14 protein-coding genes are annotated in these 14,011 nt (G+C 63.6%); 6 read left to right on the top strand and 8 right to left on the bottom strand.

What is annotated here, in order from left to right; genetic code table 11:
* Positions 1-68 precede the first annotated feature (68 nt).
* The 3 genes from rpsU to QHC67_RS10735 all read left to right on the top strand — a co-directional run bounded on the left by rpsU (position 69) and on the right by QHC67_RS10735 (position 1,561).
* Positions 69-275 (top strand): 30S ribosomal protein S21, encoded by a 207-nt coding sequence (rpsU, locus tag QHC67_RS10745; protein WP_104954164.1) that lies wholly within the window; start codon positions 69-71, stop codon positions 273-275.
* 97 nt (positions 276-372) lie between these two features.
* Positions 373-936 (top strand): FKBP-type peptidyl-prolyl cis-trans isomerase, encoded by a 564-nt coding sequence (locus tag QHC67_RS10740; RefSeq protein ID WP_319294154.1) that lies wholly within the window; start codon positions 373-375, stop codon positions 934-936.
* A gap of 157 nt (positions 937-1,093) precedes the next feature.
* A complete protein-coding gene (locus QHC67_RS10735) occupies positions 1,094-1,561 on the top strand; it encodes a hypothetical protein (protein WP_319294152.1) in 468 nt (155 codons plus the stop codon).
* Positions 1,562-1,676: 115 nt separating this feature from the next.
* Here QHC67_RS10735 and QHC67_RS10730 read toward each other — a convergent pair whose 3' ends face one another.
* The 3 genes from QHC67_RS10730 to QHC67_RS10720 form a co-directional block, all read right to left on the bottom strand.
* Positions 1,677-2,222: a histidine phosphatase family protein gene (locus QHC67_RS10730; protein ID WP_319294150.1), complete on the bottom strand. Its 546-nt coding sequence runs from the start codon at positions 2,220-2,222 to the stop codon at positions 1,677-1,679.
* A 17-nt stretch (positions 2,223-2,239) separates the two neighbouring features.
* Complete coding sequence (locus QHC67_RS10725) at positions 2,240-4,993, bottom strand: ATP-dependent DNA helicase (protein WP_319294148.1); 2,754 nt, start codon at positions 4,991-4,993, stop codon at positions 2,240-2,242.
* Between the two features lie 163 nt (positions 4,994-5,156).
* Positions 5,157-5,519: a PilZ domain-containing protein gene (locus tag QHC67_RS10720; RefSeq protein ID WP_319294146.1), complete on the bottom strand. Its 363-nt coding sequence runs from the start codon at positions 5,517-5,519 to the stop codon at positions 5,157-5,159.
* A gap of 167 nt (positions 5,520-5,686) precedes the next feature.
* Here QHC67_RS10720 and QHC67_RS10715 point away from each other — a divergent pair, with 167 nt between their 5' ends.
* Positions 5,687-7,267, top strand: coding sequence for a lysine--tRNA ligase (locus tag QHC67_RS10715; protein ID WP_319294144.1), 1,581 nt, complete (start codon positions 5,687-5,689; stop codon positions 7,265-7,267).
* Positions 7,268-7,478: 211 nt separating this feature from the next.
* On the opposite strand, the gene QHC67_RS10710 is transcribed toward QHC67_RS10715, so the two are convergent.
* The 3 genes from QHC67_RS10710 to QHC67_RS10700 form a co-directional block, all read right to left on the bottom strand.
* Positions 7,479-7,985, bottom strand: coding sequence for an RcnB family protein (locus QHC67_RS10710; protein WP_319294142.1), 507 nt, complete (start codon positions 7,983-7,985; stop codon positions 7,479-7,481).
* Positions 7,986-8,450: 465 nt separating this feature from the next.
* Positions 8,451-9,143, bottom strand: coding sequence for a 2OG-Fe(II) oxygenase (locus QHC67_RS10705; protein ID WP_319294140.1), 693 nt, complete (start codon positions 9,141-9,143; stop codon positions 8,451-8,453).
* 121 nt (positions 9,144-9,264) lie between these two features.
* Positions 9,265-10,200: an RcnB family protein gene (locus QHC67_RS10700; protein WP_319294138.1), complete on the bottom strand. Its 936-nt coding sequence runs from the start codon at positions 10,198-10,200 to the stop codon at positions 9,265-9,267.
* Positions 10,201-10,381: 181 nt separating this feature from the next.
* Here QHC67_RS10700 and QHC67_RS10695 point away from each other — a divergent pair, with 181 nt between their 5' ends.
* Entirely contained in the window at positions 10,382-10,621 is a 240-nt protein-coding gene (locus tag QHC67_RS10695; protein ID WP_319294136.1) for a hypothetical protein, read from the top strand.
* Positions 10,622-10,625: 4 nt separating this feature from the next.
* Here the strand turns inward: QHC67_RS10695 and QHC67_RS10690 are convergent, their stop codons facing one another.
* Both QHC67_RS10690 and QHC67_RS10685 read right to left on the bottom strand, forming a co-directional pair.
* Complete coding sequence (locus tag QHC67_RS10690) at positions 10,626-11,162, bottom strand: (2Fe-2S)-binding protein (protein ID WP_319294134.1); 537 nt, start codon at positions 11,160-11,162, stop codon at positions 10,626-10,628.
* A gap of 11 nt (positions 11,163-11,173) precedes the next feature.
* Positions 11,174-11,719 carry a DUF3617 domain-containing protein gene (locus QHC67_RS10685; protein WP_319294132.1) on the bottom strand — a complete coding sequence of 182 codons (546 nt, stop codon included), beginning with the start codon at positions 11,717-11,719 and terminating at the stop codon, positions 11,174-11,176.
* 68 nt (positions 11,720-11,787) lie between these two features.
* On the opposite strand from QHC67_RS10685, the gene uvrB reads away from it, so the two are divergent.
* Positions 11,788-13,971, top strand: coding sequence for an excinuclease ABC subunit UvrB (gene uvrB / locus QHC67_RS10680; RefSeq protein WP_319294130.1), 2,184 nt, complete (start codon positions 11,788-11,790; stop codon positions 13,969-13,971).
* The last annotated feature ends 40 nt before the right edge of the window (positions 13,972-14,011 follow it).

The following is a 14,011-nucleotide window of genomic DNA, read 5'->3' as shown; positions in this document are numbered from 1 at the left end:
GCCGGCCCGGTGGGGCATGTGGATGTCCCGGCGTTCCGACTGTTATTCGATTGGAGACTGAAGGCCTTATGCAAATCATCGTTCGCGATAACAATGTCGATCAAGCGTTGCGCGCCCTCAAGAAGAAGCTGCAGCGCGAAGGCGTCTATCGCGAGATGAAGCTGCGCCGTCACTACGAAAAGCCGTCGGAAAAGCGGGCACGCGAAAAGGCTGCCGCCGTTCGTCGCGCGCGCAAGATGGATCGCAAGCGTGCGGAGCGTGACGGCGTCCGGTAAGGACTGCCTGACGTAACTGCTGCGGCGCGGGTGATCCGCCCGCACGACGCTACCCTGCTATCTTCAAGCGCTCTCCTCAAGCTCTAGGCACTGGCTCATGTCCACTACCGCTGTTCCGCTCCGTCCCGTCGCCAAAGGCTCGCTGACGCGATTGTGGGTAGGGGTGGCGGCGATCGTCCTGGCTGCGGCCGGCCTTGCCTATGCGGGCACCGATACGGTCGACTCGCTGGGCTTCGACGTGCTGAAGGCTGGTGAAGGCGCCAGCCCGACCACGACGGACGTGGTGCTGGTGTCGTATGTCGGCAAGCTGAAGGACGGGACCGTCTTCGACCAGAATGAACAGGCCGCTTTGCCGGTCGATGGCCTGGTCCCCGGCTTCACGCAGGGCCTGCTGAAGATGCAGAAGGGCGGCAAATACCATCTCAGCATCCCGCCGCAGCTTGGCTATGGCGCGGAAGCCAAGGGCCCGATCCCGGCGAACTCCACGCTGGAATTCGACGTGACCCTGCTCGACTTCAAGTCCCGCGCCGAGATCGAGGCCATGCAGCGCCAGATGCAGATGATGCAGGGCGGGGCAGGCGGCATGCCGGGTGGCCCAGGCGGCGCGCCGATGCCGGGCGGCCCTGAAAGTCCGCCGGTGCCGGGAGCGCCCGGGCAGTAGCCTCGGAGTGTTCGAGTTGGTGCTATGCAAGCCGCGTTCCTGTGATGGGAGCGCGGTTTTTGCGTTTAGGGCGAGTTTGTGACTTTGGGCACCGTCCGCTCTTAAGCTAAAGACGAGTAAGCCGATAAACGGAAAGGCGGGGCAATGATGCGACATCATGGTTAAGGAATCCCGGATTTTCAGATCGATTAGAGGCGGAGCGCTACTTTTTTCCTGCCCCCTTCTCGCATGCAATCAGCCGACAAATTTCTCGAAATTAGAAGCTTCTTCTGGGAAGTGGCAGGAACGCTATGACCATGCCTGTCGTTTGTCCTCGGCATCGAAACGCAAACTTTCCAGTTTGACTGGAGAATTTCAGTTCGACGGCGAGGGGGAATTCCCCGACGCGCTAGCTGTGGGTTCGAAGCGCTATCTTGCGATATTTAAACGGGACTTTAATCATTCTGCAGCTTCGGGTGAAACTTTTGAAAGTGCGGTCGCTTCGCCCAATCGAGAGAGCATAAAAGGCATCGTATATGATAGCAAAACCACCTGCGGAACGGTTGGTCCTCGTGATGGAACAGTATTTATTTTGAGCACAGGCAAACCGCTCAAGTCGCAGCTAATCCGCGACCAAACTAACTAGTTCCCACCCGCTGCGGCCCCTTTGGGATGCTCGATGTCGGCTATGAACAAGTAAGTTGAGCACTTCATGGCATGGGTGGGTCAAAACTGGCCAAACCCCTTCAGTAAAAATCCCCCTAATGCATCTCCGGCCCGAGCGCCGCGTCCAGATCGCGGGGGCGGGTGAAGGACAGCAGGGTCGCGCTGCCTTCCTTGATGTCCGCCCAATGATCGACGTCGAATTCCAGGGTCGCGAGGCTGGCGGTGGGGAGCTTGGTTTCTACCTCGTCACGCAGCGCGGTGTTGCGGCCGTCTTCGGGCACGAGGTCGAGGATCAGGTCCTCCAGGCCCGGATTGTGGCCGGCCATCATCAGCGCGTCCACGGCATCCGGGGCGCCATGGACGACATCGAGCAGCGTAGCGGAGGATGCGAGATAGATGCGGCGGTCCCAGACGGTCTCGACTGACTGACCGTAGCTTTGCATGAAGTGATCCAGCGTCTCGATCACGCGCGTAGCGGGTGAGGCGAGCAGAAGCTCGAAGCGCATATTCTGATCGCGGGCGAAGCGGCCCATCAGCCTGGCGGCGCGCTCTCCGCGTTCGTTGAGCGGGCGGTCGAAGTCACGCTTTACGGGATCGTCCCAGCCGGACTTGGCGTGCCGCAACAGGGTCAGGCGCTTCATTATATCTCCACCGCTCGTCAGGGGTCGCTGCCAGGGTCCTGATGCACGAAAGCGGGGGGCGCGCCAATAGGCTCCGGTACAGAAAGTCGGCTGGCGGAAAGGATCGCCTCGTCCAGTGTGACCCTCCGGATCGCCACGCCCGGCGGGAAGGCCGAGAGGAGCCGGCTGGGCATGGCGGCGGAGAGGATGACGAAGCAGCCGCGATCGCTGGCACGGCGGATCAGGCGGCCGAAAGCCTGCGCCAGGCGGGCGCGGATCAGCGCGTCGTCATAGGCGCTGCCGCCGCCCGCCAGCCGCCGCGCGGCGTGCAACACGGTGGGCTTGGGCCATGGTACCCCCTCCATGACGACAAGGCGCAGCGAATCGCCGGGCACGTCCACACCGTCCCGCAGCGCATCGGTGCCGAGCAGCGAAGCGCGGGGATCGTCGCGGAAGATGTCGACCAGCGTGCCGGTGTCCATCGGATCGACATGCTGCGCGAACAGCGGGAGCCCGGCGCGGGCGAGGCGGTCGGCGATGCGGGCATGGACGGCGCGCAGGCGGCGGATCGCGGTGAACAGGCCGAGGGTGCCGCCCTGCGCCGCCTCGATCAGGCGGGCGTAGGCGCCTGACATCGCTGCGATGTCGCCGCGCTTGATGTCGGTAACGACCAGCACTTCGGCTTGATTGGGATAGTCGAAGGGGCTGGCTGCTTCAAACCGCGCGGCGGGGCGGGGGAGATGGAGCGTGCCGCTGCGCGCTTCGGCCAGGTCCCATCCGCCGCCGCCCTTCAGCGTGGCGGAGGTGACGATGACGCCGTGCGCTGGTTTGAGCACGGTTTGGGCCAGTGGCTTGGTCGGGTCGAGCCAGTGGCGGTGGATGCCGATGTCATATTCGCGGCCTTCGTAGCGGTCGACGGCGAGCCAGTCGACATAATCGGGATCGGCGGGGCCGCCGATGCGCGAGAGCAAGGCGAGCCACGCCGCCACCAGATCGCAGCGCCAGCCGAGCGAGGCGATGGCGCCTTCGATGCGGGCGCGGGCCTGCCCGTCCACCCAGTCGGGCGCGTCCTCGATCACCGCTTCAAGGCGCTTGGCGAGGTGCGTGAGGGGGCGGAGAAGCGCATCGAGCGCTTCGGCGGCCGCCTGTGCAGCCTCGACCAGCGGGCCGTCCGGCTCGGCCAGTTCGGTTTCGAGGCCGTAGCCCGCGTCGGCATCCTTGCCGCTCTCCGCCGCGCGCGCGTAGACGGTGCCGCGTGCGGCGGCGAGCAGCGCTTCGACGGGGCCGAAGGGATCGCCTGCGACCACGCGCTTCAGCCATTCGTCGCCGGGGAGGGCCTGCGCGGCATGGCGAGCGGCTTCAATGGCGAGCGCGCCTTCCGCGTCATAGCTGGCGACGTCGGAGAGGCGGGCGGCAAGGCCCCTGCGGCGGCCGCGCGAGGTGCCTTCCGGGCCGATCACCCAGCGACGCAGCTCGATCGCTTCCTGGCCCGAGAGCAGGGCGGAGAAGGTCGAATCGGCGGCGTCGAACAAATGATGGCCTTCGTCGAAGACGATTCGGCTCGGCTGATTGCCTGCCTCGCGTCCGCGCGCGGCGTTGATCATGACGAGGGCGTGATTGGCGATGACGATATCGGCGTCGGCCGAGGCGCGAGCGGCGCGCTCTATGAAGCATTTGCGGTAGTGCGGACAGCCGGCATAGATGCACTCGCCGCGCCGGTCGGTGAGCGCCGTCGATCCGTTGCGACGGAACAGGGTCGGCAGCCAGCCGGGCAAATCGCCGCCGACCATATCGCCATCCTTGGTAAAGGCGGCCCAGCGCGCGACGAGTTGCGCCAGCACCGCGGCCCGACCCGCGAAACCGCCCTGCAGCGCGTCCTCCAGATTGAGGAGGCAGAGATAGTTCTCGCGGCCCTTGCGCACCACGACGCGCTTCTTGCGGGTCTCGGCGTTAGGGAACAGGCGCAGCGTTTCGCGGTCAAGCTGGCGTTGCAGCGCCTTGGTATAAGTGGAGATCCAGACCGCGCCGTTCGCTTCCGCGGCCCAGAGCGAGGCGGGGGCAAGATAGCCCAGCGTCTTGCCGATGCCGGTGCCTGCCTCGGCGAGCAGCATGTTGGGCTGGTCGCGCATGGCGCGCGGCGCGAAGCTGGCGGCGGCGTTCTCGGCATAGGCGCGCTGGCCGGGGCGCGGTTCGGCACCGCTGCCGGTGAGCATGTCGAGGCGATCGAGCACCTTGTCGCCATCCAGGCTGATCGTGCGCGGCGCAGGACGAGCGGCTGTTTCCTCCCATTCCGGCAGCTTGCTGAACAGCCAGCGCTCCGCCTGTTGGGGTGTCGCAAGGTGCGGCATGACGAGCTGCGCCCATGGCCAGCGCAGGCGGTGCAGCGATTGCGCCGACGTCCATGCGCCCTCCCGCTCCGGCCAGTCGGGCGCGGAGAGTTGCGCGATCAGCCGCTCGGCTATGGCGTGGCAGAGAGCGGGAATGTCGGCTTCGGTCGCTGGCGCGGCGAGGTCCAGCGCCTCTGCGAGACCCTTGGCGGTGGGCACCACGAAGCGGGCGGGATGAACGAACGCCCATAACTCCAGCAAGTCCAACCCATTCAGGTCGGGATAGCCCAGGCGCTGCCCGGCGAGCGGCGCATTCAGCAGGATGACGGGCGTTTCGGCCGCGCGGCTGACCGCCTCGCCCTTCGATATGCCGCGGGTCTCGCCATTCTCGCGCAGCCAGATGCCGCCATGGCTGGCATGCAGGGCGGGAAAGGCAAGGGACGAAGGCGGCGCGGCGGGGTTCACCGGCGCTGTTTAGGGCAAGGGGAACAAAGGGGAAACCTGTTTTACTGGAAATGCGTCGGATAAAGGAGGGGCCGAGCTATTCTGAGGCCGCTGGCGATCGTTCGCGCTGCGCCGGTCCAGTTTGCTGGAGTGAAGCAGGCGCAACTATCGCCGCTTCTTCAGCTCATCGCCCGCGACGTCCGAACCCCGCATAGGCAGGCACCAGTTCCGGCAGGCTTGCAGGTGGCATGCCACGGCGGTGCGTGCGGTTGACGCCTTTCAGCGCCTCGAAAAGAGGTCCTTCCTGCAGGCTGAACGGGAAGCGGACGCCCATGCGGTCGGCCTCGTCCACCCACATCACCTTGGCGTATGTGGTGACGCCTTCGCAATCGAGCTGGAAAGTGGTGCCTTTGGGCAGGGTGACGCCCTGAACCTGCGCGCCGGACTGGCTGAGATTGATGACGGTCGCTTCTTGTGAATCCAGAACGGTGGTCACCGTGACCGGGATGTCCACAGCGACACGAACCCGGCTGCGTTTGGCCTGCATGGCAGCACTCCTTTACCCTGCCGGGATAGTTGATCCTGGTTAAGGAATTGCGAAGTCGGACGAGAGATTGTGCAATTTCCTGATGTTAGCGAAACGCGCACAAAAGGCTTAAAGCGGCGGCCTTCTGTCGCTAAGGGATCAGGCTCCTACTGATCCACGGGATGTCCATGACCGAAGCCCTTTCCCTGCGCGACGCCGCTCTTGCCTCCAAGGCCTGGCCCTATGAAGAGGCGCGCAAGCTGCTCAAGCGCTATCCCATTGGCGCGCCGGAAAAGGGCTATGTGCTGTTCGAGACGGGGTACGGCCCCTCGGGCCTGCCGCATATCGGGACGTTCAACGAAGTGCTGCGCACGACGATGGTGCGCAATGCGTTCCATGCGCTGTCGGACATTCCGACGCGGCTGATCGCGTTCAGCGACGACATGGATGGCTTGCGCAAGGTGCCCGACAATGTGCCGAACGGCGACATGCTGCGCGAGCATCTGGGTAAGCCGCTGACGCAGATTCCCGATCCGTTCGGGAAATATGAGAGTTTCGCGCACCATAACAATACGATGCTGCGGGATTTCCTCGATCGCTTCGGCTTTGAATATGAGTTCGCCTCGTCCACCGACTATTATCGCGGCGGCAAGTTCGACGACGCGCTGCGCAATGTGCTGCGCCATTATCAGGCGATCATGGACATCATGCTGCCGACGCTGCGCAAGGAACGGCAGGCGACCTATTCGCCGGTGCTGCCGATCAGCCCCAAGAGCGGGATCGTATTGCAGGTCCCGGTCGAGGTGGTGGACGCCGACGCGGGGATCATCCGCTTCGTCGATGAAGGCGGGACCGTCGAGCAGTCGATCCTGTCGGGCGGCGCGAAGTTGCAGTGGAAGGTCGACTGGGCGATGCGCTGGGTCGCGCTGGGCGTCGATTATGAGATGGCGGGCAAGGACCTGATCGATTCGGTGACGCAAAGCTCCAAGATAGCCCGTGCCTTGGGCGCGCGTCCGCCGGAGGGCTTCAATTACGAGATGTTCCTCGACGAAAATGGCGAGAAGATATCCAAGTCGAAGGGCAATGGGCTCAGCCTCGAGCAATGGCTGACTTATGGGCCGCAGGAGAGCCTTGCCTTCTATGCCTATCGCGAGCCGAAGAAGGCCAAGTCGCTGCACATGGGTGTGATCCCGCGCGCGGTGGACGAGTACTGGCAGTTTCGAGGAAACTACGAGGGTCAGGCGATCGAGCAGCGGCTCGGCAATCCGGTGCATCATATCCATGATGGCCCGCCGCCCGAGGGCAAGCTGCCGGTGACGTTCGGGTTGCTGCTGAACCTCGTCGGCGTAATGGGAGAGGCGCAGCCGGAGCAGGTCTGGGCCTATCTGCGCAACTATGTGCCCGATGCCACGCCGGAGACGCATCCGGACCTTGCCGCGCTGATCGGGCATGCGCTGGCCTATCACCGCGATTTCGTCGCGCCGACTTTGAAGCGGCGCGCGCCCACCGAGAACGAGGCCGCGGCGCTGCGGCAACTGGACGCGGACCTCGCCGCCTTGCCTGAAGACGCCAGCGCGGAGGACATCCAGAATATCGTCTATGCCATTGGCAAGGATGAACATTTCGGCTTTGCCGAACTGCGCGACTGGTTCAAGGCACTGTACCAGACACTGCTGGGCGCCGATCAGGGCCCGCGCATGGGAAGCTTCATTAAGCTGTACGGCATCGACAACAGCCGCAAGCTGATCGCGCAGGCGCTATACGCGTGAATACGGGGTCCGGAACAAACCGGGCCCTGTCTTGTTTTGAACCATCGGTCCACCCCCCTTTCGGACTGATGGTCGTCACCTCCCCCGATGATCATCGGCCGCGCTGCTCCGGCAAGGGAGCGCGCGGCCATCGGGTGTTTCGCCAAAGCCCCATCAACCGCGAAAAGCCCCCGCACCCTAAGTGGCGCGGGGGCTTTCATTGCTTGGCCGCTTACCAGAAAAAGCGGTTGTAGACCTGAACCACTCGACCCGTGCGAACGTTCACCAGCAGCACGTCGTCATAGTGGCGGACGTAGCGCAGATCCCGGCCACCGGCGCGGGGCAGGCGATAGCGATACGGGTCGTTGATGTAATAGCGCGGCCCGTAGAAGTTGGACGAGATCCGGGCACCGGGACGCCATTGCTGATAGCGGAACGGGGCGCGCCAGTTGCCGCGGGCATAGTCGCCGCGATGGCTCTGGCGATAGTCGCGCCAGTCTTCGCGACGCTCCTGACGGTAATCGCGGCGGTCCTCGCGCACTTCGCGGCGGGCATCGCGAACGTCGCGGCGCTCCTCGCGGACATCGCGGGGGCTGCCATAGCGCTGGGCGTCACGCAATTCGCGCTGCTCCTCGCGAAGGTCGCGCTGGCTGCGGCGGACTTCGCCGGCGGATTGCGCCGACACGCTCGCAGGGATTGCGGTCGCGGCCATCAGGGCCAGGATGATGAACTTACGCATTTCGTCTCTCCATTCAAAATGGGGCGTTTATTCCTTGCCGTTGCAGGGTCGCCCTTCGGAAAAGGGGCACGTCCCAGCATCAACAACGCCTTTATTGCAGATTCGTTCTGAACGGGTGGGGAACGGCCGCGTCAGGAAACTGAAAGCCACGGTAATAAAGTGTAACGGCCGGAGTGGCGTCCCACACCCGTTCGTCCTGAGTAGCCATTGAAGTCCTGAGCTTGTCGAAGGGCGAAATGGCGTATCGAAGGATCTGGCATAGCACGGCCCTTCGATACGGGTCTTCGGCAAGCTCAGCCCCTACTCAGGGCGAACGGGGTGGGGTGTGGAGACTGCAATGGGAAGGTGAGCAATCCTCCTCAACCGTTAGGGCTGAGCTTGTCGAAGCCTCCTCCCGAGCGCAGCGAAGTGGCTTCACCTGTGGCTCAGCATAACCCTTCGACTTCGCTCAGGGCGGACGGGATGTCAGGTGGCTCTGCCTGGTCTCCACGGACGTTCGCGAAACCATTTCGTTACGACATATTTGGTCCCGCTGACCACGGGCCTTGCGGCGTGGAGGCTGGCTTGTGCAGGGGCTCCGGCGCGGTCCATATTGTTCCAGATGAGGATCATGCCCTGCTTCGGCGGGATCATGAATTCGCATATCGGGAAATGCGTCTCACCCCCTTCCGCCACGTCGCTCAGATAGATCATCGCGGTCCAGCTGCGCTGCCCGCCCGAGCGTAACATGGCAGGCCAGTAATTGGCGGTGACGGGGAAATAATCGCAATGGACCTTATATTCCTGACCCGACGTATAGCGCTGGCCCTGCAGCGTTTCGCCATGCGCGGGATCTATGCCGAGCAGGGCGCCGATGCGGTCGCTGATGCCCTCGACCAGTCGGTCCCAGGGATTGAGGTTGCAGCTGTGGCTCGTCCGATAATCCGCATTGGCGCTGCCGGAAAAGAGCGTCGAAGGCTGCGCATCGGCGTCGATCATGTCGCGCAGGGCCGCGCATTCCTGCGGGCTGAGGAATGCCTGACGCCCGTAAATGTCGAGCTTGTCCGTTTCGATCCGGCTGACCATCGGGTTGCGGTCCAGCCGCTTGCGCACGGCCTCGCCGATGCGGGCGCGGTTCGGGGAGGCGGTGCCGCCATCGTCGATCAGGTCGTCCTGCATTGTCCGGTCACTGCCAGTGCGCATCCCGTTGGACAAGATCGCATGTTACAAAAAAGACCCGAAGCGTTTCCGCTCCGGGCCCAGTTTTTCCTGAAGGCCAGTTCAGGAAGCGGTTGGCACGTTAGTAGAAGAACCCGTTGATCACGTCGACGACGTAGCCATCGCGGGTGTCCACCAGCAGCGCATCGTCATAATAGCGGATCCAGCGCAGCGTGCCGTAAGCGGGCGGCAGGCGGTACTGATAGGGGTCGTCCAGCCAGTAATTATTCGAATAGAGCAGGCTGTCGAGATAGATGCCTACCGAGAAGGACCGATAGCCATAGCTCCAGCCGCGCGGGGCATAGTAACGGCCGGGACGATAGATCTGTCCATAGTTGCGCCGGTAGCTCTGCCAGTCATACCGATTGTCGTTGCGCCAGCCGCTGTCCCAACGGCGCTGGTTCGACCAGCGTTGACGGTTGTCCAACCGATTGCGGCCGTCGAAGGCGCGGTTGCCCTCGCGATAGCTATAGCGGTTATCGGTATAGCCGCGATTGTTGGAGTACCGCCCGTCATTGCGGCCATCGTTGCGCCAATCGGTGTTGCGGCCGTCGTTGCGATCATTACGCCAGTTGTCGCGGCCGGCGTCCTGACGGTCGCCTGATCGGTTGCCCCAGTTGCGATTGCCGTCGCGGTTCTGGTCATTCTGGCGCCAGTTGCGAGCGGCGTCGTCGCGGCGGCCATCCTCACGGCGGATCTGTGGTGCGACCTGCTGTTGCACGACCTGCGGCTGGCGGGCTTCGGCGCGGTTGCGCCAATCGCCGCCCCGGGACTCGGCACGAGCTTCGGCGCGGATCTGGGGACGCTGTTCCTGTCGGGCTTCTGGACGCTGCTGCCAACGTTCCTGGCGTTGCACCTGTCGCTCCTGACGCTGTTCCTGGCGTTGCTGGCGCATCTCGCCACCATTGCCGCGTCCGCGCCATCCATTGTTCTCGTCACGCTGGGCATAGGCTGGGGCGGCGGCGCCAAGCGCTGTCGCGGCCATCAGTCCGGCAAGTATCATCTTTCTCATTGTCATCTGCCTGGTCCTCACCCGGGGTCAGCTCGACCCCCTTGTGCACCTTATCTAAAGGACTGGCGATGTCGTGATGCTGAATTGATGTGACAGCTTTGCGAAAGGATTCGAGTGGGCTTCCCTCAAGATCTGGAATTCCGTCGTCGCCGGTCTATACTGAATCAAAATGGATGGAGCAGGATCGATGCAGGGAATGGGTGACAATTGTCCCTTCGAATTCAACTTCGACGCGCAGTCGTTCAAGGTGGGAGATACGGTTAGCTATCGCGTCACCGGCCCCTTAAGCGAGTTTCCTTTCGTTGGAACGCTCGTAGAGGTCCATGACGACCACGTCATTATCGCCGCCGATGCCGATGATGCTCGCAGCAGGATGCGCGGCACGCGGGAAAGTCGCCCGATGGTCGACGAGTCCGAAATCGCCTAGTTGGTCATGGCGCCCGCAAGGCCGGGACGGCCCGCGCGGCGTCGTGCAGCGGCACGCCGGGCGGCGGCGCGGCGGCGACCTGTTCATCGCCGCGCTGGATGCGGGCCGCGCGCTTCACGGCTTCGCGGATGCGCGGATAGGTGCCGCAGCGGCAGAGATTGGTGATCGCCGCATCGATGTCGGCATCGGTGGGATCGGAATTCCTTTTGAGCAGCACGGCGGCGGCCATGATCATGCCGGGCTGGCAGAAGCCGCATTGGGGGAGGTTTTCCGCCACCCAGGCCTGCTGCACCGGATTGCTGCGATCGGGGGAGAGCGCCTCGATCGTGGTGACGAAGCGGCCCTCCGCCTGCGCGATGGTGATCTGGCAGGATCGGATCGCCTCGCCGTCGATGTCCACCGTGCACGCGCCGCAGTCGCCAGTGCCGCAGCCATATTTGGTGCCGGTGAGATTGGAGGCATCCCGTAGCGCCCAGAGCAGCGGCGTCTCCGGGTCCATGCGATAGCGGACCGGGCGGTCGTTGACAGTGAAGCTGGTCATCGGCCGTCAGCCTACCCCGCGCTGCCTGCCGGGCAATCGCCGATGCGCTTGCCCTGGCTCTTGATCTTCATCGTCATGCCCATGCCTTGCTGCATACCCTCCGACTGCATCTCCATGGCCACGGCGTAGCTGGCGGGCTGATAGGTGCCCTGCAGCGTCATCTTCATGACGGCTTTCGGATTGCCGGGCGCGCTGCACGTCATCGCGCCGTTAATCGTGCCGTTGTTCATGTCCATATCGGCGTAGGTGCACTTGGCGTCCTTCTGCGCCGCAAGGAAGTCCGCGCCGGGTTTTGCGGCCTGTTCGGGGGTGATGCAGTGCTTGACGGTGTTCTTCTGGCCGATCATCTGCTTCATCGCTCCGGCGGGCGATCCTTCGGGCAGGCCCGTCATCTGCACGTCGACGATCTCCTGCGTCGCTTCCCATTGGCCCGGCTCCAGCTTCACTGAGTCCATCTTGTCGGCGACCTGCTCGGCTGTCATTGGGCCGGTCTCTGCCGTCTTGTCGCAGCCGACCAGAAAAAGCGCCGCGCCGCACAATAATATCGTCGTTTTCATGGCCCGGTTTCCCCCTGTCGCCGCACAGTCATTGCGCCGCGTTTCGGGAGGAACCATATCAGTGCGCAATGGCTATTCAAATCCGAACCTCACTCGCCGAACCAGAGACCGGCGAAGACTTCGTCCCCCACCGCCCGGCGCGTCCCGAGAAGACCGAGGGCGGCCGCCCGTTCACGCTCGTGTCCGACTATGAACCGGCGGGCGATCAGCCCACCGCGATAGCGGAACTGGTGCAGACCGCCTTGGGCGGAGAGCGAGACCAGGTGCTGCTGGGCGTCACGGGATCGGGCAAGACCTTCACCATGGCGAAGGTGATCGAGGCCCTGCAGCGGCCCGCCTTGATCCTCGCGCCGAACAAGATCCTTGCCGCACAATTATACGGGGAGTTCAAGAGCTTCTTCCCCGACAACGCCGTCGAATATTTCGTCAGCTATTACGATTATTACCAGCCCGAAGCCTATGTGCCGCGCTCCGACACCTATATCGAGAAGGAGTCGAGCACGAATGAAAGCATCGATCGTATGCGCCATTCGGCGACGCGGGCGCTGCTGGAGCGGGACGATGTAATCATCGTCGCGTCGGTCTCCTGCCTGTACGGCATCGGCTCGGTCGAAACCTATTCGGCGATGACTTTCCCCATCAAGAAGGGCGAAGTGGCCGACCAGCGCGAAATGATCCGCAAGCTGGTGGCGCTGCAGTACAAGCGCAACGACATGGGTTTCGCGCGCGGCAATTTCCGGGTGAAGGGCGACAATCTGGAGATCTTCCCGTCGCACTATGAGGACACCGCCTGGCGCATCAGCTTCTTCGGCGACGAGATCGAGGAGATCGCCGAGTTCGATCCTCTGAGCGGCAAGCGCATCGCGACGCTCGATTATGTGAAGGTCTTTCCGAACAGCCACCACGTCACGCCGGGCCCCACGCTGAAACAGGCGATGGAGGCGATTCGACATGAACTGTCGGAGCGGCTGAAAGAGCTGGTCATGGAGGGCAAGCTGCTGGAGGCGCAGCGGCTGGAGCAGCGGACGAACTTCGACCTGGAGATGATCCAGGCGACGGGTTCCTGCGCGGGGATCGAGAATTATTCGCGCTTCCTGTCTGGCCGCTTGCCGGGCGAGCCACCGCCGACTTTGTTCGAATATCTCCCCGAGAACGCACTCCTGTTCGTCGATGAAAGCCACCAGACCGTGCCGCAGATCGGCGCGATGGCGCGGGGCGATCACCGCCGGAAAATCACGCTCGCCGAATACGGTTTCCGCCTGCCGAGCTGCATCGACAACCGGCCGCTGCGTTTCAACGAATGGGACGCGATGCGGCCGCAGACGGTCAGCGTCTCCGCGACTCCCGGCACCTGGGAAATGGAGCAGACGGGAGGCGTTTTCTCCGAACAGGTGATCCGTCCGACTGGACTCATCGATCCTCCGGTCGAGATCAAGCCCGTCGAGGATCAGGTCGACGACCTCATCAACGAAGCGCGCAAGACGGCGGCGGCGGGATACCGCACGCTGGTCACGACGCTGACCAAGCGGATGGCGGAGGACCTCACCGAATTCATGCATGAGGCGGGGCTTAAGGTCCGCTACATGCACAGCGATGTGGAGACGCTGGAGCGTATCGAGTTGATCCGCGATTTGCGGTTGGGCGTTTACGACGTGTTGGTCGGCATCAACCTGCTGCGCGAAGGACTCGATATTCCGGAGTGCGGGCTGGTAGGCATTCTCGACGCCGACAAGGAGGGGTTCCTGCGATCCGAAACCTCGCTGATCCAGACGATCGGGCGGGCCGCGCGCAACGTGGACGGGCGCGTGATCCTCTATGCCGATCGCGTCACCGGCAGCATGGAGCGGGCGCTCAATGAAACCGGGCGGCGCCGGGAAAAGCAGGAGGCGTATAACCTCGAACACGGCATCACGCCGACCACGATCAAGCGCAACATCGGCGACATCATCGCGCACGTCTCCAACAAGGACAGCGTGCTGGTCGACACTGGCGACGCAGACCGGCCGCACATGGTCGGCCACAACCTGCGCGCCTATATCGAGGACCTCGAAAAGAAGATGCGCGCCGCCGCCGCCGACCTGGAATTCGAGGAAGCCGGCCGCATCCGCGACGAAATCCGCAAGCTGGAAGCGGAGGAACTCGGGCTGCCCGCCGAACAGCAAATCGCCGCGCCGAGGGGACGAGCGAGCGAGGGCAAGCCGGGCACGCGGAAGCTGCGGTATGGCAAGACGCAGCGGAAGTTTGGAGGGTGAAAAGGCTTAGTGGAAGGATTGGCTGGCGTCCGTGTGGATA

Source organism: Sphingobium sp., from assembly GCF_033795625.1.
Lineage (GTDB): Bacteria > Pseudomonadota > Alphaproteobacteria > Sphingomonadales > Sphingomonadaceae > Sphingobium.
Note: the sequence above shows the minus strand (reverse complement) of the source record. Positions and strands in the feature narration are given on the sequence as shown.

Bases quoted from the DNA above. Each gene is read 5' to 3' on its own strand.
- rpsU (WP_104954164.1), top strand. From the start codon at position 69: ATGCAAATCATCGTTCGCGATAACAATGTCGATCAAGCGTTGCGCGCC.
- QHC67_RS10740 (WP_319294154.1), top strand. From the start codon at position 373: ATGTCCACTACCGCTGTTCCGCTCCGTCCCGTCGCCAAAGGCTCGCTG.
- QHC67_RS10735 (WP_319294152.1), top strand. From the start codon at position 1,094: ATGGTTAAGGAATCCCGGATTTTCAGATCGATTAGAGGCGGAGCGCTA.
- QHC67_RS10730 (WP_319294150.1), bottom strand. From the start codon at position 2,222: ATGAAGCGCCTGACCCTGTTGCGGCACGCCAAGTCCGGCTGGGACGAT.
- QHC67_RS10720 (WP_319294146.1), bottom strand. From the start codon at position 5,519: ATGCAGGCCAAACGCAGCCGGGTTCGTGTCGCTGTGGACATCCCGGTC.
- QHC67_RS10715 (WP_319294144.1), top strand. From the start codon at position 5,687: ATGACCGAAGCCCTTTCCCTGCGCGACGCCGCTCTTGCCTCCAAGGCC.
- QHC67_RS10710 (WP_319294142.1), bottom strand. From the start codon at position 7,985: ATGCGTAAGTTCATCATCCTGGCCCTGATGGCCGCGACCGCAATCCCT.
- QHC67_RS10705 (WP_319294140.1), bottom strand. From the start codon at position 9,143: ATGCAGGACGACCTGATCGACGATGGCGGCACCGCCTCCCCGAACCGC.
- QHC67_RS10700 (WP_319294138.1), bottom strand. From the start codon at position 10,200: ATGACAATGAGAAAGATGATACTTGCCGGACTGATGGCCGCGACAGCG.
- QHC67_RS10695 (WP_319294136.1), top strand. From the start codon at position 10,382: ATGCAGGGAATGGGTGACAATTGTCCCTTCGAATTCAACTTCGACGCG.
- QHC67_RS10690 (WP_319294134.1), bottom strand. From the start codon at position 11,162: ATGACCAGCTTCACTGTCAACGACCGCCCGGTCCGCTATCGCATGGAC.
- QHC67_RS10685 (WP_319294132.1), bottom strand. From the start codon at position 11,719: ATGAAAACGACGATATTATTGTGCGGCGCGGCGCTTTTTCTGGTCGGC.
- uvrB (WP_319294130.1), top strand. From the start codon at position 11,788: ATGGCTATTCAAATCCGAACCTCACTCGCCGAACCAGAGACCGGCGAA.